Source organism: Pseudomonas sp. PME37.24/025, from assembly GCF_055556615.1.
The window spans coordinates 152016-177755 of record NZ_JBVHNK010000010.1; the positions used below are offsets into that span (position 1 = coordinate 152016).

A 25740-nucleotide genomic window follows, 5' to 3' on the forward strand; every position below is an offset into this window, starting at 1 on the left:
AAACACGGAGTTCAGCGCTATAAACCGTGTTTTCGAAAGTCAGTCTTTTTTCAGGAATGCCACGATGGACAAATACGACCGCATGCTCCTCAGCGCCCTGTTGGAAAACGGTCGTGCGTCTTACGCCGAACTGGCGCGCAAGGTGAACCTGTCCGCTCCGGCGGTGGCCGAGCGCGTGGCCAAACTTGAGGCCTGCGGGGTGATCACCGGCTACCAGGCGAAAGTCGACATGGCCAAGCTCGGCCTGCCAATCCAGTGCGTCATCGAACTGCGCTTGAACCAGCATGGCAACCAGAAAGCCTACGACGAACTGATCAAAATCCCACAGCTCACCGAATGCCATCGCGTCACCGGCGACCCGTGCGTGATCATGCAAGCGGCGGTGGGCTCGATGCCGGAGCTGGAAGAGTTGATCAACCGGATCGCCACGTTCGGATTCAGCAAGACCTCGATCGTGTTGTCCAGCGCTATCGAGAAGCGGGTGCCGTTGGGGCAGTTGGAAGGGAATGGCAAATCGTGATGTTGCACGGCCCCTGTGGGAGCGGGCTTGCCCGCGATAGCGGACTGTCAGTCAACAAAGATGTTGAATGTGATGGCCTCATCGCGGGCAAGCCCGCTCCCACAGGATTTGTGGTTGGTCTTAAAACCCACGATTTATCATTCAACATTAATGTCGACTGACACACCGCTTTCGCGAGCAGGCTCGCTCCCACAGGAGATCGGCGGTGTTTCTGTCAGAACCCACGATGCCGCTTCAAATGCTCATTGATCTTCGCCGCCGGCACTTTCTGCAAACTGACGAGCAGATCATGGGACAACTCCCGCAACCCATGCTTGCGCCGCAATTCTTCAGCCAAGTGCGCCGTCAGGTTGGCGGCCATTTCCGCATCGGCCATGGCCCGGTGAGCCTTGCCGGTATTGGGCAGGCTGGCGAACGTGGTGAGGGTGCCGAGTTTGTGGTCCGGCGCGGCGGGCATCAGGCGGCGGGCGAGTAACAGCGAGCAGGCAAAGTTCTGCAAGCGTGTGCGTTTGATTCGCCCGAGCTCGTAGTCCCAGAACTTCTGGTCGAACGCAGCGTTGTGCGCCAGCAGCGGTGTGATGCCGACGAATTCATTGACCTCGTTCATCACCTGCTCGGCCGAGGGCGCGGTGCGCAGCATGGCGTTGCTGATGCCGGTGAGTTGCTCGATAAAGGCCGGCACCCGCACGCCGGCGTTCATCAGGCTTTGATAACGCTCGACAATGCGCCCCTGTTCAAGAATCACCACGGCAATTTCCGTGGCCCGGCAGCTGCTGCTCGGGGAGAGTCCGGTGGTTTCAAAGTCGATGACTGCTATGCGTTCCAAACCTGTTTCAACTCCGTAAAAATCAATTCTTGAGCAGCAACGCGCCTTCGATCGGCACATAACGGCTGGCGGCGCGGATCAGCGAATTGGCGGTGAGACCGGGTACGCCATAGGCCACCGCTTGCACGCCGTGCTTGCTGATGATGCGTTCCAGCAGCATGTCGAAATCACCATCGCCGGAGGCCAGCACCACTTCGTCGACATGGTCGGCGGCGTCCATGATGTCGAGAGTGATGCCCACGTCCCAGTCACCTTTGGCCGAACCGTCGCTGCGCTGGATGTAGGGCTTGAGCTTCACGATGAAACCGAGATTGCGCAGGATCTGCTGAAACTGCTGCTGCTTGCTGTCGCCACGATCGATCGCATAGGCATAGGCCTCGACGATCTGCCCTTCTTTACTGACGTCAGCCCACAGCGCGGCGTAGTTGAAGTGGCAACCATAAGCCTGACGCACGGTGTAATAGAGGTTCTGGACATCGGCGAACACTGCGATTTTTTTCACCGTACATCCTCATTAGCGTGCCGAAGCGCGGGGCAGGATCAGGCACCAGGCCCGAAAAGTTGCCCAGTATGCCAGCCCGAAGGATTGTTCCGCGAATAATCGGCCATATGGCGAGGGAGCTTGCTCCCGCTGGGGAGCGCAGCGGTCCCCTTGCTTTAAAACCCAAGGGGCCTGCTACGCAGTCCAGCGGGAGCAAGCTCCCTCGCCACAGATGTGTCAGACGAAGGAATCGTCGTCGCCACCGAAGAACGATGAGCTTTCATCGCTATAGTCGGCGTCGGCGAATCCGCCTTGATCGCTGGAATTGTCAGCCACACGCTGATCCTCGCCCCAGCCATTGCCGCTGTCGCTCTGATCGTTGACCTGAGCCGGTTCTTCCTTGATGACTTCAACCACTTCCGGCTGCTGATGGTGCTGGAACAGGCTGCTGATGCCCTGCGCCAACATCACGCCACCGGCCACACCCGCTGCAGTTTTCAACGCGCCGCCGAGGAAACCACTGCCGACCGGTTGTTGCGGGGCGTAGTTCTGCTGAGGCGGCGCTCCGAAGTTCTGCTGAGCAGCCGGCGCACCGAAGTTTTGCTGTGGCGGCTGCGAGTTGAACGACGGCCGCCCCGGTTCACGCCAGCCGCCATTCGACGGGGCTGCGCTTTGAGTCGGCGCAGGCTGCGGATCACGGGAGCCACCACCGAAGATGCTCGACAAAAAGCCACCGCCGCTCGGCGCCGGAGCCGCCGTCTGAGCCTTGGCCGATTGCAATTCGGCCTGCAATTGCTGGACTTGCTGAGTGAGTTGCTTGTTCTGTTCGTCGAGGCTCTTGATGGCTGCCTCTTGCACCAGAATCGCCTGGGTCATGAAATAGCCCGCCGCTGGCTGGCGAGTCAGGTGTTCCTTGATCCGCGCTTCGGCCTGGGCGTCGCGGGGGGCTGAATCCGTTTCGGCCTGTTGCAGCCGGGAAAACAGTCCATCGATCAGGGTTTGTTCTTCGCTGTTCATGGCGACCTCATAGATTGCCGGGAATATCGTCGCCCTCATCCACGGTGGATAAGGTGCTCACCAGTAATGGGGCTGATACAGGATGTTTCAATGACCTTTACCGAACGTTTACGTTTGCGCCCCAACGGGTTTCATCGGTTAAAGTGAGGCACTGCTTTCAACCTGCGATACCGACTGATGAATCCGTTCGATGTACTGCGTGACTCTCTGTATTTCTTCAAGCGCAATCTGCGCCAGATCGTGCAGCTGTGCCTGCCGCTGGTGATTTTCGAGGCATTGCTGCAACAAGTGGTCGATCACTCCACGGAGCCGGACAGCTTCCCCGGCATCAGTGTGATTGTCGGCTTGCTGGTGTATCCGCTGTACACCGCCGCGCTGATCCTGTTTCTCGATGCCCGCAGCCGTGGCGAATCACCGCGCACCCGCGACTTGCTGGCGACCTCCGCAACCTTGTGGCCGCGTTTCGCCGTGCTGACCGCCCTCAATACACTGCTGATCCTGATCGGCCTGTCGCTGTATTTCCTGCCGGGGATCTGGTTGATGGTGACGCTGGCGTTCGGCGAGTACCTGCTGGTGCTGCGCGGCCTGGCACCGCTGGCGGCGATGAAGGAAAGCCTGCGCCTGACCCGCGGGAATTTCCTGCGCATTCTGGTGTGCATTCTGTGCGTGATGGGCCCGCTGTGGGTGCTCAAGGGGGCGACGCTGGCGGTTTACCCCGATCCGCAGAACCCGGTGATCTCGCTACTGATCGACAGCGCCCACAGCTTTCTGCAACTGTTCACCAGCGTGGTGCTGTTTCGCTTGTTCATGCTGATCGCCGATGCGCCCGAGAAATCTGATGAGCGGCTCTGAGCGCTCTACCCTTGGGCTTGGGCGCTGCTCTCGGTTATGCTCGGGGTCAATTTTGTAACGCTATAAGCCGAGCCATGACCCGTCTACTGCGCTACACCCTGCTGTGCGTGCTGATTGCCATTGGCCTGATTGCATTGCTGATCTACAGCCTGACCTGGCGCCCCCAGGCCAAGGAAGTGCTGCCAGTCAGTTGCAACGCCCAGGCGCCGACGCTGGTGCCCGGCCAGGCGCTGAAGGTGATGACCTGGAACGTCCAGTACCTGGCAGGCAAGCGCTACGTGTTCTGGAACGACCTGGCCGCAGGAAACGACGAGAGCCCTACACCTGAAGACATGGCCTTCAGCCTCGACGAAGTGGCGCGGGTGATTCGCGACGAGCAACCGGACATCGTGCTGTTGCAGGAACTCGATGACGGCGCCAAGGCCAGTGACTACCAGAACCAGTTCAAATTGCTTCAGGATCGAGTCACCGACCTGTATCCGTGCAGCGCGCAGGCCTTTGACTGGAAAGCCGACTTCGTGCCTGAACCGCACATCTACGGCAGCGTTGGCCGGCAATTGGCAACCCTGAGCCGCTACCAGATCGAACACGCCGAACGCCTGCAATTACCGGTCGCACCGGCCAACGTCATCAGCCGTCAGTTCAAGCCGAAAAACGCCTTGCTGGTCACTCACCTGCCATTGAGCAACGGCGGCCAAATAGCCGTGTTCAACACCCATCTGGACCGTGCCACCACCCCGCTCGACGAAACCTTGCAAAGCCAGGTGACAGCCGTGGCCAAGGTCCTCGACAAGTATGAAAGCCGCGGCATGCCGTGGTTGATCGGTGGAGACTTCAACCTGTTGCCGTTGGGCCAATATCGACGCCTGCCCGCCGAGCAACGCACGCCCTACTCCGCCGACAGCGCGCTGCATGTGCTGTGGGACAAATACCCGATGATCCCCACCAACAACGAAGCCAGCGGTATCGACCGCGCGCAATGGCTGACCCATTACCCGAATGACCCAGGCTTGAACGGCCCGGACCGGACCGTCGACTACCTGTTTTACAGCCCGCACCTCAAACGGGTCGAAGCGCGGGTGCGGCAGGACGATACGCTACGGATTTCCGATCACTTGCCGGTGATTGCGCGGTTTCTGTTGCCGGCCGCGCTATAGGTCAACTGTGGCGAGGGAGCTTGCTCCCGCTCGGCTGCGCAGCAGTCGTAAACCAGCTGACCAGGTACATCTGAAGAAAAGAGGTGACAGGATTTTGGGCCGCTTCGCAGCCCAACGGGAGCAAGCTCCCTCGCCACAGAAAGTGAACTCACCACATTGGTACTATTTACGCGGCTTGATCCGCGCGGTTGCCTCGGCCACCAGCGGATCGTCCGGCCAGTAGTGTTTCGGATAACGCCCCTTCAAATCTTTCTTCACCTCGGCGTAGGTGCTGCGCCAGAAGTTCGCAAGATCCTGCGTCACCTGCACCGGTCGCCGCGCCGGTGACAACAGATGCAGTTTCACCACTTGCCGGCCCCCAGCAATGCGCGGTGTCTCGGCCAGGCCGAACAACTCCTGCAAACGCACCGCCAGAATCGGCGGCTGTTCGCTGTAATCCAGACGAATCGATGAGCCCGACGGCACGCTCAAATGATGTGGCGCCAGCTCATCCAGCCGTTGCGGCAGTGGCCACGGCAACAAGTTATGGACGATGCTCGACAAGTCCAGATTGGCGAAATGACTGAGTCGCGAGACTTTGCCCAGATACGGCATCAACCAGTGTTCGAGGCTTTTGAGCAATGCAGCGTCGCTGACATCCGGCCATTCGTTCACGCCTTTACCAGCGAGATCCAACTGATGCAACAACGCCACCCGCGCCTGCCACTGACGCAGCTCTGGCGTCCAGGGCAACAGCTCCAGACCTTTGCGCCGCACCAGGTTCACCAGCGCCTGACTGCGAGCGTTTTCATCGAGCCCGGTCAGCGGCTCACGGCTAAGAATCAATTCGCCGACCTTGCGCTGACGCTCGGCCCGCAGCACGCCTTCGCGCTCATCCCAATCCAGTTGATCGACGCAACGCACTTGCTCGGCCAGCACTGAATCGAACAACGCGGGATCGAAATCCGTCGCCAGATAAATCCGCTCTTCACGCTGCCCCTGACGACTGCCCAGATCGGCGATCACCAGCCACGTTTGCTTCATCAAGCTGTCCGCTTCGGCAAACAGCGCCGCACGACCATTCGCCAATCGATATTCAGCGCCACCGGCCCGCCGCTGTTGGGCGACGCGATCGGGATAAGCCAACGCCAGCAACGCACCAAGCCAGCGCGGATGATCCGGATCGCTGACCGGCTCCGACGCTTTGCCCCGCAGATAACCGCGATACTGCCGCGCCAGTTGCCGGGCACGCTGAACACCGCCCTGCGCACCGCGTGCGGCCCGCTCTTCGCCGGACAACAGCACCAATCGGCTATGCAGATCCGCCCCGGCGCCACGCAAAATATCTCGCTCGCCGAGCAAGGCCGCGACATCACAGGCCATGTCCGCCAAGCCGAGCGCCTGACCGCGTAACAGCAAATGCGCGATGCGAGGGTGAGCCGGCAGTTCAGCCATCGCCTGACCATGACGGGTCAGCGCTTCGCCCTCCAGCGCGCCCAAACGTTCAAGCAAATCCTGAGCCTGTGCATAAGCCGCTGCCGGAGGGACATCCAGCCAAACCAACTGCCCCGGCGTCACGCCCCAACGCCCCAGTTGCAAGGCCAGCCCGGCCAGATCCGCCGAGAGAATTTCCGCACTGGCGTAAGCCGCCAGTTGCTCATGCTGATCCTGCGACCACAGGCGATAACACACGCCGGGCTCCAGGCGCCCCGCCCGGCCCGCGCGCTGCGTGGCACTCGCTTTGGAAATGCGTTGGGTGTCGAGGCGGGTCATGCCACTGCCGGGATCGAAACGCGGCACACGCGCCAACCCCGCATCGATCACCACGCGCACACCGTTGATGGTCAGGCTGGTCTCGGCGATGTTGGTCGCCAGCACCACTTTGCGTTTGCCGGCGGGCGCCGGATCAATCGCCGCACGCTGTGCCGCCAGATCCAGTTCGCCGTGCAATGGGCAAAGCAACACAGACGTGCCCTCGCCCAGCGCATCGACCAATTGCTGATGCACCCGACGAATCTCCGCCTGCCCCGGCAGAAACACCAACAGGCTACCGGTCTCATCGTTCAGCGCGTCGAGAATAGTCTGCACCACCCTCGGCTCGATAAATTCACCGGACTGAAACGGTCGGCTCCAACGCATTGCCACCGGGTACATGCGACCTTCGCTGCGCAGAATCGGCGCATCGTCCAGCAACCCGGCCAGACGTTCGCCTTCCAGGGTTGCCGACATCAACAGAATTTTCAGCGGTTGATCGTCACGAAACAGCTCCCGGCCATTGAGGCTCAGGGCCAACGCCAGATCGGCGTCGAGGCTGCGTTCGTGGAACTCATCGAAAATCAGCAAGCCCACGCCCTCCAGCGCAGGGTCATCCTGCAAGCGCCGGGTGAGGATGCCTTCGGTGACCACTTCGATGCGGGTGTCGGGGCCGACTTTGCTGTCGAGACGAATGCGGTAGCCAACGGTTTCGCCGACCTTCTCACCCAGTTCACTGGCCAAGCGCTCCGCTGCCGCCCGCGCTGCCAAGCGGCGCGGTTCGAGCATCAGAATGGTCTGCCCGGCCAACCACGGCTCATCGAGCAAGGCCAAGGGCACGCGGGTAGTTTTACCGGCGCCGGGCGGTGCTTCGAGCACGGCTTCGTGGCGTGTAGCGAGGGCCTCACGCAGGGCGGGTAAAACTTCATCAATCGGCAAAGAAATCATGCTGGCTCCCCAGGGCGTGCCCACAGTAAATTGCGAGTCGCGTTGAAGCTGTGGGCGTGCCAGGCAAGGCGCGGGACGCCGGTAAGGGTCGTTTCCTTACCAAGTCCCACAACGCAGCATGGCGCGCCCACAGCTTCAGCCCGGAGGGCCGACCCCCTATAAAATTTATTAGCCGTTACGCGTGGTCGATCTGGAAAAAACAACTTCAATACTCAACTATCCCGGTGGGGGTGAGACGCGGCCGCAATTTACTGTGGGCACGTCCTGCCGCGGCGAGTATAACGGCGAACTGCTCGGCGTTTGTCGCGGTCCTAATTCATACAGACGTCCCTTCGTTTCCAGATGACCCAGGAGATTTCACATGCGTGCTCCCTTTCGCTTGATCGGCGGTGTATTGGTCGCGACCTTGCTGACCCAGGTAACGGCCTGCGGCTCGATTTTCTACCCGGATCGTCGCGGTCAGATCGATGGCAAGATCGACCCGGCCATCGCCGCACTGGATGCCGTGGGTCTGCTGTTCTATATCATCCCCGGCCTGATCGCCTTTGCGGTGGACTTCGCCACGGGCGCCATATACTTCGAGCCAGGCCGGACTGCTCAGGTGGCTCCGGAAAAACTCAAGGAAGCCATCGGCGCTGACGGCAAGGTCGATAACCACAAGTTGCAGACTATTCTCGAAACTGAGTTGGGCCGCAGCTTCCCGCTGGACGATCCGCGCTTGATCCAGCACAAGGGCAGCGCCCAGCAACTGGCCATGTTCGGCCTGCAACCGGCCGCATAATTCATGCGTTCGAAGGGACACTTAAAGGAAAAGCCGCACCTATGACCACCAGTACCGAACACGCCCGCCTGCTGCGGCTGGCGACGCGCGCCTCGGTGGCGGTGGCGTGCACGTTGATGGTCGCCAAAGCCATCGCCTGGTGGCTGAGCGGTTCGGTGAGCATGCTCGCCGGGCTGACCGACTCGGCACTCGATGGCGTCAGCTCGCTGCTCAATCTTTTGGCCGTGCATTACGCCTTGCGCCCGGCCGACGACGATCATCGTTACGGGCATGGCAAGGCCGAATCATTGGCGGGCATGGCTCAGGCGCTGTTCATTGGCGGCAGTGCGGTGCTGATTGCCTTGCAGGCGATCGAACGGTTGAAACATCCGGAGCCGATAGGCGCAGCGTGGCTCAGCATCGGGGTGATTGTGTTCTCCCTCGCCCTGACCGTGGCCCTGCTGATGTTGCAGCATCGGGTAATCAAGGCAACCGGTTCCAACGCCGTGAGTGCCGACTCCTTGCATTACCGCTCAGACCTGCTGCTCAACGGCAGCATTCTGGTGGCGCTGGTGCTGGCCGGGTTTGGCTGGCATCAAGTCGACCCTTGGTTCGGTTTGGGGATCGCCGCCTACATCCTCTGGAGCGCCATTCATATCGCCCGGGAAAGTTTTGCGGTGCTGATGGATGAAGAACTGCCGCCGGATGTCAGCCAGCACATGCTTGAACTGGCTTGCAGCGTACCGGGGGTTTTGGGCGCACACGACCTGCGCACGCGGATTTCCGGTAACCAGTGGTTCGTGCAGTTGCATCTGGAACTGCCGGGGGAGCTGACGCTGTCAGTCGCCCACGGCATCAGCGATCAAGCCGCCGATGCAATTCACACCGCCTATCCGCGAGCCGAAGTGCTGGTGCACGCCGACCCGCAGGAAGTGGTGAACGCCGCCAGGGCTCAGTAACTCACCTGATAACCGCGACTGCTCAGGCAGTTGCCTTGGGCCTGTCGGTAGGCTTGCACCACCGACGGATCCGGTTGATAGGTGACGGCGCGGGGATCGAAACCGCTCTGCTCCACGGCCCAGCGATAGCACTCGTAACCGTCCCGACTGACCTCCTCTGGCGACTGGCCGTTGGCCGGATACGCCACCACGTCATAACCACTGCCCACCGGTTGCGGCTGCACCGGTGGTTCGACCACGACGTAATCCCGAGTGCTCTCCTGATAGGCGTAATACGCGCCGGCCGCCAGGAACAACAGCGCGCCGCCGATCCATACTTCACGCGCGTAATCGGGCAAGTAGCTGACACGAATCCCGCGAGGCGGCTGAACCACCACATAACGCGGGCCTTGCGGGCGATACCAGTAACCGCCGGAATAAAAAAAATCCTGCCCACGATACGGCACGCGGAAGTTGCGGTCCGGGAAGCGATCGATCACATGCCCTGGGCGATATTGCGGGCCCGAACCCCAGCCATTGCCGTGCCCATCCGGGCGACCGGGCCAGCGACGGTCATCATGACGTGAGCCCTGACCGCCAGTCTGCCAATTGCGGTTGTCATTGTTGCGCCGTGGTTCGTCCTGATAGTAGCCACGCCGGGGTTCCTGGGTCTGGCGCACGGTGTCGGGCCGGCCCTGGATCGGCAGATTGTTACTGGGTTGTTGCGGCGCTCGCTCCTGAACATTGGCGTCGTGCTGTACACGGTTCTGCCACTGGCCACCCTGATTGTTGGATTCGTGCGGCGCACGGTTCTGCCACTGGCCACCCTGAGTATTGGGATCGTGCGAGGGACGGTTCTGACGCTCGCCGCCCTGATTCTGGTCGTGGAGCTCGAACTTGCGGCTGTTGTCGCCACGAATGATTTCGTTGTTCTGCTGGCGAGGCTGATTGTTACCGTCATGACCCTGACCTTTGCCCTGATGATCCGCCCCGCGCTCCCCGCTATCGGGACCACGATATTGCGGCTCATCGGCCAGCGATTGCGCAGTGACACTCACACACAGCAAACCAACACCGGTCAAACGCCAGATGCGCGACTTCATGCTTTTCCTCACTGCGGGTTAGGGCCTGTACGTAAGACTGGGAAAGTGCAAGCCGGGTTCTGTGACAGGTTATCAGTCACGCAACTTATTTATTGAAGGTCGCTGCCAAATTCCGGGCAATAAAAAAGGGAGACCCGTCGGCCTCCCTTTGAGAACTTCGTCCGTGCTCGACGCTTATGACGTCGGCTCACCTCACGCCGTCTTCTGGACAGTGTGTAGCTCGGGGGCCGACACATCCCCGGTGGGGGTGGCGACCGCAGCTGGCCTGATTGGGCGAGCCGCATTGGACTGTTTGTCCGAGCAGTGATTCTGGTGATAAGAATAGGCCCGGAGCGACGACAGAGGATTGCGAAGATTGCTCAAATAAACATCACTTGCGCAATTTTTAACTCAGGATAGATAATCCGCCGCAATAGTTATGACAAAGGCCTGATTGATGAGCAAACTCGACCGATACGACTTGAGCATTTTGGCGGAATTACAGCGCGACGCGCGCATCTCCAATCAGGAGTTGGCTGAACGCATCGGCCTGTCGCCTTCGCCTTGCTCGCGGCGGGTCAAGCAACTGGAAGACGACGGTTACATCACCCGTCAGGTCGCCCTGCTGGACCGCAAGATGCTCGGCCTGAGCCTGACCGCCTACGTGCTGATCGGCATGGACCGCCACACTCCCGAGCGTTTCGAGAACTTCGAAGCCGCCATTCGCACCTTGCCGCAGGTACTGGAATGCAGCCTGGTGACGGGGATGGATGCAGACTATCAGCTCAAAGTGGTAGTGCCGGACATGGACCACTATCAGAAACTGCTGCTGGGGCATCTGACCCGGATTGAAGGGGTGACGAGTGTGCGGTCGAGTTTTGTGTTGAATCAGGTGCTCAACAGCACTGAACTGCCGTTGACTCATCTTCGTAGCTGATGACGCCATCGCGGGCAAGCCCGCTCCCACAAGGTTTTGTATTGACCGCAATATTGTGACCGACACAAAACCTGTGGGAGCGGGCTTGCCCGCGAAGGGGCCACCACAGGCGACGAATAGCTGCGGCACACTGCCGCAGGTCAATGCCCCGCCAATCCCCCATGGCGTATACTCCAGCGCCTTTTAGCCCCACCCACGCTGGAGATGTTCAATGGATCCTGCAGTACTCGAAGAGTGGATGATGACTGGACTGGTCAGCATCCTGATCATTTTCATGGGTTTCATCGTCTGGGATCTGGCGAAAAAATCCAAGGCCGGGCGCTTCGGCTCGTTCATTCTGTTCTTCGTACTGGGGCTGGGCGTGGCCGCGTTCGTGATCAAAAGCGTCGTCATCGGCCTGATCGAATCCGGCACTCTATAAGCGCGCCGGCACTTCCTTCCACTGGCCCTGATCGAGCCCTTCGATCGACCAGTCGCCGATTCTGACCCGCACCAGACGCAACGTCGGCAAGCCGACCGCCGCGGTCATGCGCCGTACCTGACGGTTGCGGCCTTCGCGAATCACCAGTTCCAGCCAACTGGTCGGTACGCTTTTACGAAAGCGCACTGGCGGGTTACGTGGCCACAGCTCAGGCTCATCCAGCTGTCGCGCTTCGGCCGGCAACGTCATGCCGTCGTTCAACTCGACGCCATCGCGCAAGCGCTGCAACTGCTCAGCGGTTGGCTCACCTTCCACTTGCACCCAGTAAGTCTTGGCCAGTTTGTGTTTCGGGTCGGCAATTCGCGCCTGAAGCTGGCCGTCGTTGGTCAGCAACAGCAAGCCTTCGCTGTCGCGGTCCAGCCGCCCTGCCGGGTAAATCCCCGGAATCTCGATGAAGTCCTTGAGCGTCGCCCGCCCTTCGCCGTCGCTGAATTGCGTCAGTACATCGAAAGGTTTGTTGAACAGAATCAGCTTCGGCTCGGCCGGTGGCGCTTTGGCGACACGACGCGGGGCTGAAGAGGATGGCGCAGGCTTCACGCCAGGGCGGCGGGAAACGGGACGTGGAGGACGAGACATGGCGAGAAGAACATCTAACGGTCAGGGCTCACCATGCTAGTGCCCTGACCGCTAAATGACCATGAGAACAATCAGCGGAACGGCGGCTCGTCGAAGCTGCGCAGTTTGCGCGAGTGCAGCGAGTTAAGCTCGGTGCGCAACAGATCCACCGCTTCGATGCCGATCTTCAAGTGCTGGCTGACCGCGCGTTCATAGAAGGCGTTGGCCGAACCCGGCAGTTTGATTTCGCTGTGCAACGGTTTATCCGATACGCAGAGCAACGTGCCATATGGCACCCGCAAGCGGTAACCCTGCGCGGCGATGGTGCCGCTCTCCATGTCCACCGCCACGGCGCGGGACAGGTTGATCAGCGGACGCTCCTGCGCCCAGCGCAGTTCCCAGTTACGGTCGTCGTAGGTCAACACGGTGCCGGTACGCAGGCGCTTCTTCAGCTCGTCGCCCTTCTCACCGGTGATGTTGGCCGCCGCTTGCTGCAACGCCATCTGCACTTCAGCCAGGGCTGGAATAGGAATGTTCGGCGGCACGACGCGGTCGAGAATCCCGTCGCGGCGCATGTAAGCGTGGGCCAGCACGTAATCGCCAATGGTCTGCGACTGACGCAAGCCGCCACAGTGACCAATCATCAGCCAGCAATGCGGACGCAGCACGGCCAGGTGGTCGGTGATGTTCTTGGCGTTGGACGGGCCGACGCCAATGTTCACAAGAGTCACGCCATGGCCGTCGCTGGCGATCAGGTGATAGGCCGGCATCTGGTAACGATGCCAGACCACGCCCGCGGCAATCGCCGACGCTTCGCCGTGGTCCATGCCCTTTTCGATGATCACGTTGCCCGGCAACACCATGCGCACAAAACGCGGATCGTTGCGCAGTTGCTCCAGGCCATGAACGATGAACTGGTCGACGTAGCGGTGGTAGTTGGTCAGCAGAATCCACGGCTGCACATGGCGCCAGTCGCTGCCGGTGTAATGCACCAGCCGGCGCAGGGAGAAGTCCACCCGCGCGGCGTCGAACAGGGCCAGTGGCAGCGGGTCGGTGTTTTCCCAATCGTACAAGCCATCGGCAATGCCATCGGTGGCGGCCGACAAATCCGTACTCGGGAACACTCGCGCCAGCACCGCCGCCGTGACGCCGGAGCCGGCCAGTTCATCGCCCTGCTCGACCACGTACGGATAAGGAATGTTCTGCTGACTGACGCCGACTTCAACGGTCACGGTGAAGTCGTGCATTAACGGGACGAGTTGTTCCAGCAGGTATTTGCGGAAGGCTGCCGGATGAGTGACGGTGACGCTGTAGGTTCCCGGCAGTTGAACCTTGGCATAGGCGCGAGTGGTCTGTGGGACTTCGCCCTGGCAAAGGTAGGTCAGACGCAACTCGGGATAACGAAACAGAGCACGCTGTTCAGCGTCCGGCTCGACGCGATCCTTGAGATAACGCTTGAGCGCTTGATTCAGCGCTGTGGTTGCACGCTCGTGCAAGGCAGCAAGCCGATCCACGGCTTGCTCGGCGGTTTGAACGACAATAAACGCTTCGGTCACGATCAGCTTCCTGTGTTCTGACTTGCAGACCTTCATCTTGCCTGCATCGTCGCTTCACGGGAACAGTGGCGTGTTGGCTGCACATCAATTCTGAGACACAGATAAACCCTGTGGGAGCGGGCTCGCCCGCGATAGCGGTCTATCAGCCAACATCTCTGTTGAATGTGTAACCGCTATCGCGGGCAAGCCCGCTCCCACAGGTTTCAGTGCTGTTGATCAAATTGTGGTCAGAAACCTTGCGGGGTCGACCGGGCCACAATCGCTTCCACATCCAGCCCGCGAGGCAATGTTCCATACACCCGACCGGCCGAACCGAGACGACTGGCGATGAAAGCATCACTGACCGCCGCATTCCCCGCCTCCAGCAACAACTTGGCCTGAAGCCCCAAGGCAATGTCTTCGGTGAGCTGGCGGGCGCGGTATTGAATGTCGTCGGGATCCTTGAACGCGGCCTGCAATTGGCTGATGTGCGCGGCCAGACGTTTGTCGCCATGACCGTCGCCCAACTCGCCGAACAGCACATCAAGTACACCCGGCTCTTTCGACAATGCGCGCAACACGTCAAGGCATTGCACGTTGCCGGAACCTTCCCAGGTCGAGTTGACGGGTGCCTCACGGTACAGCCGCGGCAGGATGCTTTCTTCGACATAACCGGCGCCGCCCATGCATTCGGCAGCCTCATTGATCATCGCGGGCGCGCGTTTGCAGATCCAGTACTTGCCCACCGCCGTCACCAGTCGGGCGAATTTCGCTTCGTGCTCGTCATCCAGATGATCCAGCGCCCGACCCATGCGCAAACTCAAGGCCAACGCCGCTTCGCTTTCCAGGGCCAGGTCGGCCAGCACGTTTTGCATCAAGGGTTGCTCGCTGAGCAATTTGCCACCGACCTTGCGGTGGGCGCAGTGATGGCTGGCCTGGGTCAACGCCTGACGCATCAGCGCACTGGAGCCGACCATGCAATCGAAACGGGTCATGGCGACCATTTCGATGATGGTCGGAACGCCCCGGCCCTCTTCGCCGACCATCCAGGCCAGGGCGCCACGCAATTCCACCTCGCTGGAGGCATTGGACCAGTTGCCGAGTTTGTTCTTCAGCCTCTGGATGTAGAACTGATTGCGCGTGTCGTCCGGGCGATGACGCGGCAGCAGGAAACAGGTCAAGCCTTTGTCGGTCTGGGCCAGGGTCAGGAAGGCATCGCACATCGGCGCCGAGCAGAACCACTTGTGGCCCACCAGTTCATACGCCTGACCGGGCCCACTGGCGCCGACCGGATAAGCCTTGGTGGTGTTGGCCCGTACATCGGTGCCGCCCTGTTTCTCGGTCATGGCCATGCCGATGGTGACCCCGGCCTTGTGGGCCATGCCGACGTTGCGCGGGTCGTATTCGGTGGCGAGGATTTTCGGCAGCCATTGCTCGGCCAGATCCGGTTGCAGGCGCATCGCCGGGACGCTGGCGAAGGTCATGGTCAGCGGGCAACCGCTGCCGGCTTCAGCCTGACTGTGCAAATAGGTCATGGACGCGCGGGCAACGTGGCCGCCGGGTTGCGGGTCGGTCCAGGGCAAGCCTGTCAGGCCATGCTCCACCGCCGTGCGCATCAACTCGTGGTAGGCCGGGTGAAACTCCACCAGGTCGATGCGATGGCCGTAGCGGTCATGGCTGACGAACACCGGTTTGTTCTGATTGGCCACAAACCCCGCCGCCATCAGCGGCCCGCCGGCCAATGCGCCGTAAGCGTCGATCCGCGACTCGGCCCAACCGGCATCGAAACGCCGCGACCACTCCTGCAAAGGCAGGTCGATGCGATAGAGATTGGTACCGTCCAGCGACGGTGGCTGGTTGGTGACTTCGTGGGTTTCGGCGAACTGATGCAGGTTCATGACAGGGCTCCTTTGGTCAGCCAAGGGATTTTCAGTTAAGCACCGCCCCGAGGCTGAACAAAGTGGCATATCTGCCTAACTGTCGGCGCTTTCGCCTTGCCCTGGACAGAGCACCCGCCCATAGAGCGCCGCCTGCAAGTCCTCGAATTTCACCGGCTTGCTCAGGTAGTCGACCAAGGTGTCGCTCGGGCAATAGGCCCGGTCCGCGCTCAGGGCAATCATGAACACGGGTAATTCGGCGCAACCCGGCAAGGCGCGGATTCGGCGGCAGATCGAGGACCCGCCCAGTGGCGGCAGCTGACCGTCGAGCAGCACGGCATCAACGGCCTCGCGCTGCAAGTGATCGAGCGCAGCGACGCCGCTGTCAGCGGTGCGCACGCGGAACCCAAGCTTGAGCAACATGCCACGCATCACCAATTGATTGATGCTGTTGTCATCGACCAGCAACACCGTGCAGTCCTGAGGCAAACGCAGGTGGGAGGTTTGCCGGATAATCGAGGGCGCAGATTCCACCACCGGCAGTTCGAATTCGACGTCCAGTTGAAAGCGACTGCCGCGTCCCGGTTCCGAGCGGTGACTCAGGCGCCCGTCGAGCAATTCGACCAGCTGTCGGCAAATAGCCAGGCCAACGCCCAAACCACCGTATTCACGGGTCATCGAGCCGTCGAGCTGGAAGAAGCGTTGATACAGCGTTGCCTCGTCCAAATCGGTAAAGCCAATGCCGGTGTCGATCACCGCAAAGGACAGTGCCAGCCGATCGGGCGCTACCGGTTTACCCGTCACCCTCAGCGCCAATCCGCCGATCCGGGTGAATTTGATAGCGTTATCCAGCAGGCATTCCAGACATTGCGTCAGCTTGTCACTGTCGCCATGCAAGCGATCCGGTAACCCCGGTGCAACCTCGACCTTGAAGTCCAGCGACTTGCTCGACGCATTGCCATCGAACTGCAGGCGCAAGGCCTCGACCACACTGCGCAAACTGAACGTGTCCGGATACACCTTGAGCTTGCCGGCCTGCAATTCGGTCAGGGTGAGGATGCCGTTGACCATTCGCATCATGTCCCGCGCCGAACCGGCGGCCGTTTGTTGATATTGCTCCAGCTCAGGGTTCATCTCGACGGTCTGCATCAACTCCAGCGAGCCGATCACACCGTTCATGGGCGTGCGCAGTTCGTGGGTCAGGGTGGCGAGAAATTCATCCTTGAGCTTGTTACTGTGAGCCAATTGCTGGTTCAGCACTTCGAGCTTCTGGCCGGCATCGAACAGCGTCTGAGCCTGTTGCTCGCGCATGGCATTGATGCGATCGGCCAGGGCCAGAGACAGCAGCGCCACTTCGATCGCCGAGCCGATCTGGCTGGCGTACATGGTGAGGAATACGTTGGGCAAGTAACCCAACACCATCAGGGTGTTGACGATGCCACCGAGCAGGAACGCCGACCAGGCAATGATGAAATACCGAGCGACCCGCAGGCCACGCCACCAGGCGAAAATCCCGGCGGCGAAAATTACCACGGTAAAGACCAACGCCAGCAACGTCGCCAGACGCAGGGCCAGGGCGTAACTGGTCATCAATGACAACCCGACCACCAGCGCACTGAACACAATCAACGCCTGCAGCAAACGGTCGAGCCAGCGACTGAGGGTCGCCGTCCGCAAAAAGCTTCGGGCGAACTGGCTGCCGAACAACCCTGAACAACCGATGAAGAACGGCGTCGCGGCGTTGGCCCACCACGGATTGTTCGGCCAGAAATACTCCACCGCCGCGCCATTCACCGACAGCTGATACAAGCCGAACGAGGCGATATAGACGATGTAATAGAGATAGCTGGTGTCGCGCACGCTGAGGAAGATGAACAGGTTGTAGACCAGCATCCCCAGCAACACACCGTAAATCAGCCCCAGCACATAGAGCCGCACCGGCTGCTCTTCGAGGTAAGCGGTGCTTGACCACAAGGTGAGGGGCGCCTGAACCGACCCTTCGCTTTGCAGGCGCAGGTACACGGTTTGCGCCTGCCCAGGCGCAAAGTTCAGATCGAACAGATAGTTGTTCTGGCGGATCTCGCGAGTGGCGAACGGCAACGCATCGCCAGTCTGTCGGACCAATTGATAGTCACCGCCAGCATCGGCCAAGTACAGATCAAGGTGATCGAGGGGCGGATAGGCCAGCTCCAGCAACCAGGCCCGTTGTGCCGCCGGGTTGGTCGGATGGTACTGCAAGTCGATCTTCAGCCAGAACGCCGAACGCGAATAACCGGCGTTGAGGGTGGCTTTATCGTGGGGCTTGAACTGCCCGGCCGCCGCTTGCGCACGGACATCGGCGATGGTCGCCTGACCGCCCGCGTCTTCATAAACCTGCATCGTTCGGCCCAGGGGAAGGCTCTGGGTGAACTCGTCGAATTCGACGGCGCTCGCCAGGAGGGGCAAGCACAACAGCAACATCAGCAAATAGCGCATTTAAGCCCCAGCGTGGCCTGTCCGGTTCTGTCAGGAAGCCCCCCATTCCTTTTGAGTAGACGTAAAACCGGTATTACCTGTTATTGGTTTGGATCCACTCTAGCATAGCCGTTGATGGCCATTGAGCACCATTGAAATTTTTCCTACAAAGGCTCTAGAACAAGCGTTCCAGCTCTATACATTGAGTTAGAGCTGTTGGCTTGGTCAGAAAGATCTTTTGCTCGTTGCGCAATCGGCTCCGATGCGCGCGCGCACCGATAAAACATGTTTGGTGGTAAGCTCGCGCACCATGAATATCTACAGCTCTCGCCCCGTTGTCCTCTGTCTCTCCGGCCACGACCCTAGTGGTGGCGCCGGCTTGCAGGCAGATATCGAAGCCCTGCTCGCTCAGGGTTGTCATGCGGCTCCGGCCGTCACCGCCCTGACTGTGCAAGACACCGTCAACGTCACTGACTTCCGCGTTCTCGATCGCGAGTGGGTGCTGGCCCAGGCCAACGCCGTGCTCAACGACTCCGAAGTCGCCGCCGTCAAACTGGGCATGCTCGGTTCCCTGGAAATGGTCGACACCGTGGTCGAACTGCTTTCAGCACACCCGCATTTGCCGGTGGTCTGCGACCCGGTGCTGCGCGCCGGCGGCGGCGGACGACTGGGCAAGGACGAAGTCGGCTACGCCATGCGCGAACGCCTGCTGCCGCTGTCGATCATTGCCACTCCCAACCTTCCCGAAGCCCGGATCCTCGCCGAACTGCCCGAAGGCACTGCGGACGAGTGCGCTGAAAAACTCCTGCCGTTCGTCAAACACCTGCTGATCACCGGCGGTCATGGCGACGAACACGAAATACACAATCGCCTGTACAGCCGCGACGGTCGCCGCGAAACCTTTACCTGCCAGCGCTTGCCCGGCAGCTATCACGGTTCCGGTTGCACGCTGGCCAGCGCCCTCGCCGGTCGCCTGGCCCAGGGTGAACACCTCGTCAGTGCCGTACAGAGCGCGCTTGACTACACTTGGCGCACCTTGCGTGATGCGGAGCAGCTGGGCAAAGGCCAGTTCGTGCCGCGCCGCTTGCCACTGGACTTCTGTTCGTAATTTTCTATGCGTGAAGCGCAGAGGCTTGCCCGATGAAACTACGTGGCCTGTACGCCATTACCGACAGCCAGTTACTGGCCGGTAAATTTCTTTCGTACGTGGAGGCGGCGCTCGAAGGCGGCGTCACCCTGCTGCAATACCGCGACAAGAGCAGCGACGAGGCCCGCCGCCTGCGTGAGGCCGAAGCTCTGCGCGACCTGTGCGAACGCTACAAGACTCAGCTGATCATCAACGATGACGCCGAACTGGCCGCGCGCCTGAATGTCGGCGTGCACCTGGGCCAGACCGATGGCCCGCTGATGCCGGTTCGCGCACTGCTCGGTCGTCAGGCAATCATCGGCTCGACCTGCCACGCGCAACTCGAACTCGCCGAACAAGCCGCCAAAGAAGGCGCCAGCTACGTCGCCTTCGGCCGCTTCTTCAACTCCAACACCAAGCCCGGCGCACCGGCCTGCAGCCTTGAACTGCTTGATCAGGCCCGCGGCAAACTACACCTGCCGATCTGCGCGATCGGCGGCATCACGCTGGACAACGCTGCGCCGCTGGTGGCCCACGGCGTCGATCTGCTGGCGGTGGTGCATGGTCTGTTTGGCGCCGAGAGCACGGCTGAAGTAACGCGCCGTGCCCGCGCCTTTAATGAATTATTCAAATCCTGATTTTCTGAGAGCCCGATCATGTCTCGTTCCGAAACCCTGTTTGCCAATGCCCAGAAACACATTCCCGGAGGCGTGAACTCGCCTGTTCGTGCGTTCAAGAGCGTTGGCGGCACGCCGCTGTTCTTCAAACACGCCGAAGGCGCCTACGTCACCGACGAAGACGACAAGCGTTATGTGGATTACGTCGGTTCCTGGGGGCCGATGATTCTCGGCCACAGCCATCCGGACGTGCTGGACGCGGTGCGCAAACAGCTGGAACACGGCCTGTCCTACGGCGCCCCGACCGCGATGGAAACCGAGATGGCCGATCTGGTCTGCTCGATCGTGCCGTCGATGGAAATGGTGCGCATGGTCAGCTCCGGTACCGAAGCGACCATGAGTGCCATCCGTCTGGCCCGTGGTTTCACCGGCCGTGACAGCATCATCAAATTCGAAGGCTGCTACCACGGCCACTCCGACAGCCTGCTGGTCAAGGCCGGTTCCGGCGCCCTGACCCAAGGCGTGCCGAGCTCGGCCGGTGTACCGGCGGCGTTCGCCAAACACACCCTGACGCTGCCGTTCAACGACATCGACGCGGTAGAAACCATGCTCGCCGAAGTCGGCCAGGAAGTGGCCTGCATCATTGTCGAGCCAGTGGCCGGCAACATGAACTGCGTACCACCGGCACCGGGCTTCCTCGAAGGCCTGCGGACCCTGTGCGACAAACACGGCGTGGTGCTGATTTTTGACGAAGTGATGACCGGTTTCCGCGTAGCCCTCGGTGGTGCCCAAGCCCACTACGGCGTCACCCCGGACCTGAGCACCTTCGGCAAGATCATCGGTGGCGGCATGCCGGTTGGCTGCTTCGGTGGCAAACGCAAGATCATGGAGCAAATCGCGCCACTGGGGCCGGTCTACCAGGCGGGTACTTTGTCGGGTAACCCGTTGGCGATGGCGGCTGGCCTGACCACCCTGCGCCTGATCAGTCGTCCTGGCTTCCATGCCGAGCTGAGCGACTACACCAGCCGTCTGCTCGATGGCCTGCAGCAGCGCGCCGATGCCGCCGGTATTCCGTTCGTGACCACTCAGGCCGGCGGCATGTTCGGCCTGTACTTCAGCGGTGCCGACGACATCGTGACCTTCGATGACGTGATGGCCAGTGATGCCGGCCTGTTTGGTCGCTTCTTCCACCTGATGCTGGAAGGTGGCGTGTACCTGGCGCCAAGCGCCTTCGAAGCCGGTTTCACCTCGATCGCACACGGCGAAACCGAGTTGAAACTGACGCTGGACGCCGCCGAGCGTGCATTCGCCGCGCTGAAATAAAACTGTCACGCTGACGTTGGCGATTGCCAGCGTCAGTTTTCATCTGCATTCCCGCCCTCTTTCCTACTCATCTGCTAATAATCTGCGCAAAGTGGCCGATATATTCCCCGCACAGCAGAAAAACGAGTAAAGACTTTGTAAGGTTGGTCCTGCTTATTTCATAATGCGCGCTTATTGGATCCCTCGATGGGTCCACGCGCCCCTCAGAGGTAAGTCGATTCCCATGAACCGCACCGGCCGCACCCTTGCACTGGGCTGCCTGTTGCTCCTTCAGCCCCTGCTCGCGCTCGCACAAGCAGGCGGCAACTCGTTGTTGATCCCGGCGATGGGTCGCTGCACCCTCAATACTCAGCCGCAAGACCTGACGCAAGCGCTCGCCGCCTGTCAGAAAGCGTCGGATGAAGGGGATGCGCAAGCGCAATACGAGTTGGGTGAGTTCTACTACGACGGCAAAAACGCGCCGCGCGACCTCAATCAAGCCCTGAGCTACTTCGAAAAGGCCTCACTGCAAGGCCACGCTCAGGCGCAATTCAAACTCGGCACCATGTTCTTCCACGGCGAAGGCGTACCGGCCAATAACGTTCAGGCGTATATCGTGCTGAAAATGGCCGCGGTCAACGGTGCCGAAGAGGCGCTGGACACCGCCGACGAAGTCGCCGAAAAAATGCCCCGCGAAGATCTGGAAGTCGCTACCCAGGTGCTGGGGCAAATTTTCCGTAAATACCTGATGGAATTGCAGAGCGCCGATGGGCGTACGCCGTTTTCGCCACTGCCTTGAATTGACACGGCCCCCTGTGGCGAGGGAGCTTGCTCCCGTTCGGCTGCGTAGCAGTCGTAAAATCAGCACACGCGGTCTGTCTGGAAGGTAGCGGTGGCTGATTTCAGGGCCGCTTCGCAGCCCAACGGGGGCAAGCCCCCTCGCCACAACAAGCCCCACTAGTCACTCAATCCGTGGCTTACTTCTCAGGCATCGGCATCGGAAACGGCATGACATTGCCGACCGCGCCACGGGCTTCGCTGATTTTCGGGGTGCCGAGGCGCTCGACCTCGTCGATGCGCACGATCGAATGCATCGGCACAAAACTGCGCACAACGCCTTCGAACTGAGCCTTGAGCTTCTCTTCGCTCGGATCGACGACCACTTGCGTGCGCTCGCCAAAGACGAACTCTTCCACTTCCAGGAAGCCCCACAGATCACTTTGATAGATCTGCTTGGCATACATTTCGTACACCTGGCCCTGATTGAGGAAAATCACCTTGTAGATTGGAGCTTCACGTTTGGTCATGGTGGGCGAGCAACACATCGGGGGATAAAAATGAGGGCGCGAACTATAGCATAGCCGCCGGACGCGCAACGGTAGGAACCTTGGTGCATGTTCCCTATAATGCGCGGTTCTTTGAATCACGTGATGACTCTGTCCATGGCCAAGAAGCTTTACATCGAAACCCACGGTTGCCAGATGAACGAGTACGACAGCTCGCGCATGGTCGATCTGCTGGGTGAACATCAGGCCCTGGAAGTCACCGCTCGCGCTGAAGACGCCGACGTGATCCTGCTCAATACCTGCTCGATCCGCGAACGCGCCCAGGACCGGGTGTATTCCCAGCTGGGCCGCTGGCGCGAATTGAAGCTGGCTAACCCGGACATGGTCATCGCCGTCGGCGGTTGCGTGGCCAGCCAGGAAGGCGCGGCCATCCGTGATCGCGCTCCGTACGTGGACGTGGTATTCGGCCCGCAGACCCTGCACCGCCTGCCAGAAATGATCGACGCCGCGCGCCTGACCAAACTGCCGCAAGTCGACGTCTCATTCCCGGAAATCGAAAAATTCGACCACTTGCCCGAGCCACGCATCGATGGACCGAGCGCTTACGTGTCGGTCATGGAAGGCTGCAGCAAGTACTGCACCTTCTGCGTAGTGCCTTATACGCGCGGTGAAGAAGTCAGCCGACCGTTCGACGACGTGATTGCCGAGATCATTCACTTGGCTGAAAACGGCGTGCGCGAAGTGACCTTGCTGGGGCAGAACGTCAACGGTTATCGCGGCACCACTCACGATGGTCGCCTGGCTGATCTGGCGGAACTGATCCGGGTGGTTGCGGCGGTCGATGGCATCGACCGGATCCGCTACACCACCTCGCACCCGCTGGAATTCTCCGACAGCCTGATCCAGGCCCACGCTGACGTACCAGAACTTGTGAAACACCTGCATTTGCCGGTGCAATCGGGTTCCGACCGGATCCTCGCGGCGATGAAGCGCAACCACACCGCACTGGAGTACAAATCCAAACTGCGCAAGTTGCGGGCCGCCGTGCCGGGAATCTGCATCAGTTCAGACTTCATCGTGGGCTTCCCGGGCGAGACCGAGAAAGACTTCGAGCAGACCATGAAGCTGATCGAAGACGTCGGTTTCGACTTCTCCTACTCGTTCGTTTATAGCCAGCGCCCGGGCACTCCGGCCGCCGATCTGGCTGACGAAACGCCGGAAGAACTGAAAAAAGAACGCCTGAACGCCTTGCAACATCGCCTGAACCAGCAAGGCTTCGAGATCAGCCGACAAATGGTGGGCTCCATTCAGCGGATTCTGGTAACCGATTATTCGAAAAAAGACCCCGGCGAACTGCAAGGCCGGACCGAGAATAACCGTATCGTCAACTTCCGCTGCGACAATCCGACCCTGATCGGCCAGTTCGCCGACGTGCACATCGATGCCGCGCAACCGCACTCGCTGCGGGGCTCGCTGATCCAATAACACCGTATTTCCCTGTGGGAGCGGGCTTGTGTGGCGAGGGAGCTTGCTCCCGCTCGGCTGCGAAGCAGTCGTAAATCAAGCGACTCGATGCAACCTTGTAAACTGCAGTGACCGGGAAGGGAGTGCTTCGCACTCCAACGGGAGCAAGCTCCCTCGCCACAGACATGAAGTGACCGTTAGTGATTGGGCTGTTTAAGAGCTTTCGCACCCCGGCGACTGGCGCTATCCTTGATTCATCATAATTGCCCCTGGGCGGCTAAATACGACCTTGAACGCACCCATAGAACCACATCGTTTCATCCTCGAGCCTTTTGAAGCTCGCCGCTTCGCCAATTTGTGCGGGCAATTCGACGAGCATCTGCGCTTGATCGAACAGCGCCTCGCTATCGAGATCCGCAACCGTGGAAACCAGTTCGAACTGATCGGCGAGCCCAAGCACACCACCTCCGCGGAAAACCTGCTGCGCCGCTTGTACCGGGAAACCAAAGGTACCGAGCTGTCGCCGGACACGGTTCACCTGTTCCTGCAGGAATCGGCCGTCGAGGAACTGGACAACCACTCCCCCGCCGAACCGTCCGTCGCCTTGCGCACCAAGAAAGGCATGATTCGCCCTCGCGGCTTGAATCAGCTGCGCTACGTGAAGGAAATCCTCGGTAACGACATCAACTTCGGCATCGGTCCGGCCGGTACCGGCAAGACTTATCTGGCCGTTGCCTGCGCGGTAGACGCACTGGAGCGCGAGCAGATTCGCCGCATTCTGCTGGTCCGTCCGGCGGTTGAAGCGGGCGAAAAGCTCGGCTTCCTGCCCGGCGACCTGTCCCAGAAAATCGACCCGTACCTGCGCCCGCTCTACGACGCACTCTACGAAATGCTCGGTTTCGAATACGTCGCCAAGTTGATCGAGCGTCAAGTGATCGAAGTCGCGCCGCTGGCCTACATGCGTGGTCGTACGCTGAATAACAGCTTCATCATCCTCGACGAGAGCCAGAACACCACCGTCGAGCAGATGAAAATGTTCCTGACCCGGATTGGCTTTGGTTCCACCGCCGTCATCACGGGTGACATCACCCAGGTCGACCTGCCGAAAGGCACCAAGTCCGGGCTGCATCACGTGATCGAGGTGCTGAAAGACGTGCCGGGTATCAGCTTCACCCACTTCATGCCCAAGGACGTAGTGCGCCATCCGCTGGTGCAGCGCATTGTCGAGGCCTACGAGCGCTTCGAAAATCGCACAGCCGACGAACCGGCGAAGTTCTCTCCCAAGGACACTCGCCCCGATGCTTGAGCTTGATCTGCAACTGGCTACCGAAGCGTCTGCCCCAAGCGAAGCCGAGTTCCGTCAATGGTGCGAACTGGCCCTGCGCCAGCGTACTGCCGACTCCGAAATGACCATCCGTTTGGTCGACGAAGAGGAAGCCCGCGAACTGAACTTCACCTGGCGGCAGAAAGACTACGCCACCAACGTTTTGTCGTTTCCGGCCGATGTTCCCGATGAGTTTCTCGACATTCCCTTGCTCGGCGATCTGGTGATCTGCGTAGCAGTGGTCGAGCGCGAAGCGGCGGAACAAGGCAAGGAATTAAAGGCCCACTGGGCGCATCTGGTCATTCACGGCTGCTTGCATCTGCTTGGTTACGACCATATAGATGACGATGAAGCCGAAGAAATGGAAGCACTGGAACGAACGTTGCTTGCAGAGTTGGGTCATCCGGACCCTTATGCGGACGACGAAACAGACACATCCCCAATCGTAACAACAAAGGATTCAGAGTAAT

The 25740-nt window shown here is 60.3% G+C and carries 24 protein-coding genes; 14 read left to right on the forward strand and 10 right to left on the reverse strand.

The genetic code is table 11. The features are described from left to right. The first annotated feature begins 64 nt into the window (after positions 1-64). Positions 65-520: an Lrp/AsnC family transcriptional regulator gene (locus ACZ3HH_RS19155; protein ID WP_367373055.1), complete on the forward strand. Its 456-nt coding sequence runs from the start codon at positions 65-67 to the stop codon at positions 518-520. A 214-nt stretch (positions 521-734) separates the two neighbouring features. Here the strand turns inward: ACZ3HH_RS19155 and ACZ3HH_RS19160 are convergent, their stop codons facing one another. The 3 genes from ACZ3HH_RS19160 to ACZ3HH_RS19170 form a co-directional block, all read right to left on the reverse strand. Next, positions 735-1346 (reverse strand): 3'-5' exonuclease, encoded by a 612-nt coding sequence (locus ACZ3HH_RS19160; RefSeq protein ID WP_038981417.1) that lies wholly within the window; start codon positions 1344-1346, stop codon positions 735-737. Between the two features lie 22 nt (positions 1347-1368). Beyond that, the gene (locus ACZ3HH_RS19165; protein WP_030129509.1) at positions 1369-1848 is read right to left on the reverse strand and encodes a LabA-like NYN domain-containing protein; all 480 of its coding nucleotides are present in this window, start codon (positions 1846-1848) and stop codon (positions 1369-1371) included. Positions 1849-2064: 216 nt separating this feature from the next. Then, positions 2065-2844, reverse strand: a complete 780-nt coding sequence (locus ACZ3HH_RS19170; protein WP_465806761.1) for a DUF2076 domain-containing protein — start codon at positions 2842-2844, stop codon at positions 2065-2067. Between the two features lie 177 nt (positions 2845-3021). Between ACZ3HH_RS19170 and ACZ3HH_RS19175 the strand changes: the two genes are divergently transcribed. Beyond that, on the forward strand, positions 3022-3696 hold the full coding sequence (locus tag ACZ3HH_RS19175) for a YciC family protein (protein ID WP_465806763.1): 675 nt from the start codon (positions 3022-3024) through the stop codon (positions 3694-3696). Positions 3697-3770: 74 nt separating this feature from the next. After that, on the forward strand, positions 3771-4853 hold the full coding sequence (locus ACZ3HH_RS19180; RefSeq protein ID WP_465806765.1) for an endonuclease/exonuclease/phosphatase family protein: 1083 nt from the start codon (positions 3771-3773) through the stop codon (positions 4851-4853). Positions 4854-5015: 162 nt separating this feature from the next. Here ACZ3HH_RS19180 and hrpB read toward each other — a convergent pair whose 3' ends face one another. Further along, entirely contained in the window at positions 5016-7532 is a 2517-nt protein-coding gene (gene hrpB / locus ACZ3HH_RS19185; RefSeq protein ID WP_465806767.1) for an ATP-dependent helicase HrpB, read from the reverse strand. A gap of 361 nt (positions 7533-7893) precedes the next feature. On the opposite strand from hrpB, the gene ACZ3HH_RS19190 reads away from it, so the two are divergent. Together ACZ3HH_RS19190 and ACZ3HH_RS19195 are read left to right on the forward strand one after the other, a co-directional pair. After that, on the forward strand, positions 7894-8313 hold the full coding sequence (locus ACZ3HH_RS19190; RefSeq protein ID WP_465806769.1) for a polyribonucleotide nucleotidyltransferase: 420 nt from the start codon (positions 7894-7896) through the stop codon (positions 8311-8313). Between the two features lie 41 nt (positions 8314-8354). Beyond that, on the forward strand, positions 8355-9251 hold the full coding sequence (locus ACZ3HH_RS19195) for a cation diffusion facilitator family transporter (protein WP_465806771.1): 897 nt from the start codon (positions 8355-8357) through the stop codon (positions 9249-9251). Here the strand turns inward: ACZ3HH_RS19195 and ACZ3HH_RS19200 are convergent. Next, a complete protein-coding gene (locus ACZ3HH_RS19200) occupies positions 9245-10333 on the reverse strand; it encodes a DUF6515 family protein (protein WP_465806772.1) in 1089 nt (362 codons plus the stop codon). The two genes, ACZ3HH_RS19195 and ACZ3HH_RS19200, sit on opposite strands and share 7 nt — an antisense overlap. A gap of 436 nt (positions 10334-10769) precedes the next feature. Here ACZ3HH_RS19200 and ACZ3HH_RS19205 point away from each other — a divergent pair, with 436 nt between their 5' ends. Beyond that, positions 10770-11249 (forward strand): Lrp/AsnC family transcriptional regulator, encoded by a 480-nt coding sequence (locus tag ACZ3HH_RS19205; RefSeq protein ID WP_007894448.1) that lies wholly within the window; start codon positions 10770-10772, stop codon positions 11247-11249. Between the two features lie 211 nt (positions 11250-11460). After that, entirely contained in the window at positions 11461-11670 is a 210-nt protein-coding gene (locus tag ACZ3HH_RS19210; RefSeq protein WP_007894445.1) for a DUF2788 domain-containing protein, read from the forward strand. Here the strand turns inward: ACZ3HH_RS19210 and ACZ3HH_RS19215 are convergent. The 4 genes from ACZ3HH_RS19215 to ACZ3HH_RS19230 all read right to left on the reverse strand — a co-directional run bounded on the left by ACZ3HH_RS19215 (position 11665) and on the right by ACZ3HH_RS19230 (position 18172). After that, positions 11665-12306, reverse strand: coding sequence for a pseudouridine synthase (locus ACZ3HH_RS19215; RefSeq protein WP_465806773.1), 642 nt, complete (start codon positions 12304-12306; stop codon positions 11665-11667). The genes ACZ3HH_RS19210 and ACZ3HH_RS19215 overlap by 6 nt on opposite strands. A gap of 71 nt (positions 12307-12377) precedes the next feature. Beyond that, positions 12378-13877 (reverse strand): AMP nucleosidase, encoded by a 1500-nt coding sequence (amn, locus tag ACZ3HH_RS19220; RefSeq protein WP_162130612.1) that lies wholly within the window; start codon positions 13875-13877, stop codon positions 12378-12380. A 191-nt stretch (positions 13878-14068) separates the two neighbouring features. Next, a complete protein-coding gene (locus ACZ3HH_RS19225) occupies positions 14069-15718 on the reverse strand; it encodes an acyl-CoA dehydrogenase family protein (RefSeq protein WP_465806774.1) in 1650 nt (549 codons plus the stop codon). A gap of 75 nt (positions 15719-15793) precedes the next feature. After that, the gene (locus tag ACZ3HH_RS19230; RefSeq protein WP_465806776.1) at positions 15794-18172 is read right to left on the reverse strand and encodes a 7TM diverse intracellular signaling domain-containing protein; all 2379 of its coding nucleotides are present in this window, start codon (positions 18170-18172) and stop codon (positions 15794-15796) included. Between the two features lie 289 nt (positions 18173-18461). On the opposite strand from ACZ3HH_RS19230, the gene ACZ3HH_RS19235 reads away from it, so the two are divergent. The 4 genes from ACZ3HH_RS19235 (at position 18462) to ACZ3HH_RS19250 (ending at position 21995) form a co-directional block, all read left to right on the forward strand. Further along, positions 18462-19259, forward strand: a complete 798-nt coding sequence (locus tag ACZ3HH_RS19235; protein WP_030129523.1) for a hydroxymethylpyrimidine/phosphomethylpyrimidine kinase — start codon at positions 18462-18464, stop codon at positions 19257-19259. Between the two features lie 32 nt (positions 19260-19291). Next, the gene (thiE, locus tag ACZ3HH_RS19240; protein WP_460144452.1) at positions 19292-19915 is read left to right on the forward strand and encodes a thiamine phosphate synthase; all 624 of its coding nucleotides are present in this window, start codon (positions 19292-19294) and stop codon (positions 19913-19915) included. Positions 19916-19933: 18 nt separating this feature from the next. Beyond that, positions 19934-21217 carry a glutamate-1-semialdehyde 2,1-aminomutase gene (gene hemL / locus ACZ3HH_RS19245; protein WP_367373070.1) on the forward strand — a complete coding sequence of 428 codons (1284 nt, stop codon included), beginning with the start codon at positions 19934-19936 and terminating at the stop codon, positions 21215-21217. 223 nt (positions 21218-21440) lie between these two features. Continuing rightward, the gene (locus ACZ3HH_RS19250) at positions 21441-21995 is read left to right on the forward strand and encodes a tetratricopeptide repeat protein (protein WP_008070087.1); all 555 of its coding nucleotides are present in this window, start codon (positions 21441-21443) and stop codon (positions 21993-21995) included. A 178-nt stretch (positions 21996-22173) separates the two neighbouring features. Here the strand turns inward: ACZ3HH_RS19250 and ACZ3HH_RS19255 are convergent, their stop codons facing one another. Then, on the reverse strand, positions 22174-22503 hold the full coding sequence (locus ACZ3HH_RS19255) for a DUF1820 family protein (protein WP_007894425.1): 330 nt from the start codon (positions 22501-22503) through the stop codon (positions 22174-22176). A 135-nt stretch (positions 22504-22638) separates the two neighbouring features. On the opposite strand from ACZ3HH_RS19255, the gene miaB reads away from it, so the two are divergent. From miaB to ybeY, 3 genes are all read left to right on the forward strand, one after another. Then, positions 22639-23967 (forward strand): tRNA (N6-isopentenyl adenosine(37)-C2)-methylthiotransferase MiaB, encoded by a 1329-nt coding sequence (gene miaB / locus ACZ3HH_RS19260; RefSeq protein WP_038983596.1) that lies wholly within the window; start codon positions 22639-22641, stop codon positions 23965-23967. A gap of 268 nt (positions 23968-24235) precedes the next feature. Next, a complete protein-coding gene (locus ACZ3HH_RS19265) occupies positions 24236-25252 on the forward strand; it encodes a PhoH family protein (RefSeq protein WP_465806781.1) in 1017 nt (338 codons plus the stop codon). Continuing rightward, positions 25245-25739, forward strand: coding sequence for an rRNA maturation RNase YbeY (ybeY, locus tag ACZ3HH_RS19270; protein ID WP_052967417.1), 495 nt, complete (start codon positions 25245-25247; stop codon positions 25737-25739). The genes ACZ3HH_RS19265 and ybeY overlap by 8 nt, the downstream gene beginning before the upstream one ends. The last annotated feature ends 1 nt before the right edge of the window (position 25740 follow it).

Excerpts from the sequence above, each read along its gene's own strand:
- ACZ3HH_RS19155 (WP_367373055.1), top strand. The coding sequence starts at position 65 with ATGGACAAATACGACCGCATGCTCCTCAGCGCCCTGTTGGAAAACGGT.
- ACZ3HH_RS19170 (WP_465806761.1), bottom strand. The coding sequence starts at position 2,844 with ATGAACAGCGAAGAACAAACCCTGATCGATGGACTGTTTTCCCGGCTG.
- ACZ3HH_RS19175 (WP_465806763.1), top strand. The coding sequence starts at position 3,022 with ATGAATCCGTTCGATGTACTGCGTGACTCTCTGTATTTCTTCAAGCGC.
- ACZ3HH_RS19180 (WP_465806765.1), top strand. The coding sequence starts at position 3,771 with ATGACCCGTCTACTGCGCTACACCCTGCTGTGCGTGCTGATTGCCATT.
- hrpB (WP_465806767.1), bottom strand. The coding sequence starts at position 7,532 with ATGATTTCTTTGCCGATTGATGAAGTTTTACCCGCCCTGCGTGAGGCC.
- ACZ3HH_RS19190 (WP_465806769.1), top strand. The coding sequence starts at position 7,894 with ATGCGTGCTCCCTTTCGCTTGATCGGCGGTGTATTGGTCGCGACCTTG.
- ACZ3HH_RS19195 (WP_465806771.1), top strand. The coding sequence starts at position 8,355 with ATGACCACCAGTACCGAACACGCCCGCCTGCTGCGGCTGGCGACGCGC.
- ACZ3HH_RS19200 (WP_465806772.1), bottom strand. The coding sequence starts at position 10,333 with ATGAAGTCGCGCATCTGGCGTTTGACCGGTGTTGGTTTGCTGTGTGTG.
- ACZ3HH_RS19205 (WP_007894448.1), top strand. The coding sequence starts at position 10,770 with ATGAGCAAACTCGACCGATACGACTTGAGCATTTTGGCGGAATTACAG.
- ACZ3HH_RS19210 (WP_007894445.1), top strand. The coding sequence starts at position 11,461 with ATGGATCCTGCAGTACTCGAAGAGTGGATGATGACTGGACTGGTCAGC.
- ACZ3HH_RS19215 (WP_465806773.1), bottom strand. The coding sequence starts at position 12,306 with ATGTCTCGTCCTCCACGTCCCGTTTCCCGCCGCCCTGGCGTGAAGCCT.
- amn (WP_162130612.1), bottom strand. The coding sequence starts at position 13,877 with ATGAAGGTCTGCAAGTCAGAACACAGGAAGCTGATCGTGACCGAAGCG.
- ACZ3HH_RS19225 (WP_465806774.1), bottom strand. The coding sequence starts at position 15,718 with ATGAACCTGCATCAGTTCGCCGAAACCCACGAAGTCACCAACCAGCCA.
- ACZ3HH_RS19230 (WP_465806776.1), bottom strand. The coding sequence starts at position 18,172 with ATGCGCTATTTGCTGATGTTGCTGTTGTGCTTGCCCCTCCTGGCGAGC.
- ACZ3HH_RS19235 (WP_030129523.1), top strand. The coding sequence starts at position 18,462 with ATGAATATCTACAGCTCTCGCCCCGTTGTCCTCTGTCTCTCCGGCCAC.
- thiE (WP_460144452.1), top strand. The coding sequence starts at position 19,292 with ATGAAACTACGTGGCCTGTACGCCATTACCGACAGCCAGTTACTGGCC.
- hemL (WP_367373070.1), top strand. The coding sequence starts at position 19,934 with ATGTCTCGTTCCGAAACCCTGTTTGCCAATGCCCAGAAACACATTCCC.
- ACZ3HH_RS19250 (WP_008070087.1), top strand. The coding sequence starts at position 21,441 with ATGAACCGCACCGGCCGCACCCTTGCACTGGGCTGCCTGTTGCTCCTT.
- ACZ3HH_RS19255 (WP_007894425.1), bottom strand. The coding sequence starts at position 22,503 with ATGACCAAACGTGAAGCTCCAATCTACAAGGTGATTTTCCTCAATCAG.
- miaB (WP_038983596.1), top strand. The coding sequence starts at position 22,639 with ATGGCCAAGAAGCTTTACATCGAAACCCACGGTTGCCAGATGAACGAG.
- ybeY (WP_052967417.1), top strand. The coding sequence starts at position 25,245 with ATGCTTGAGCTTGATCTGCAACTGGCTACCGAAGCGTCTGCCCCAAGC.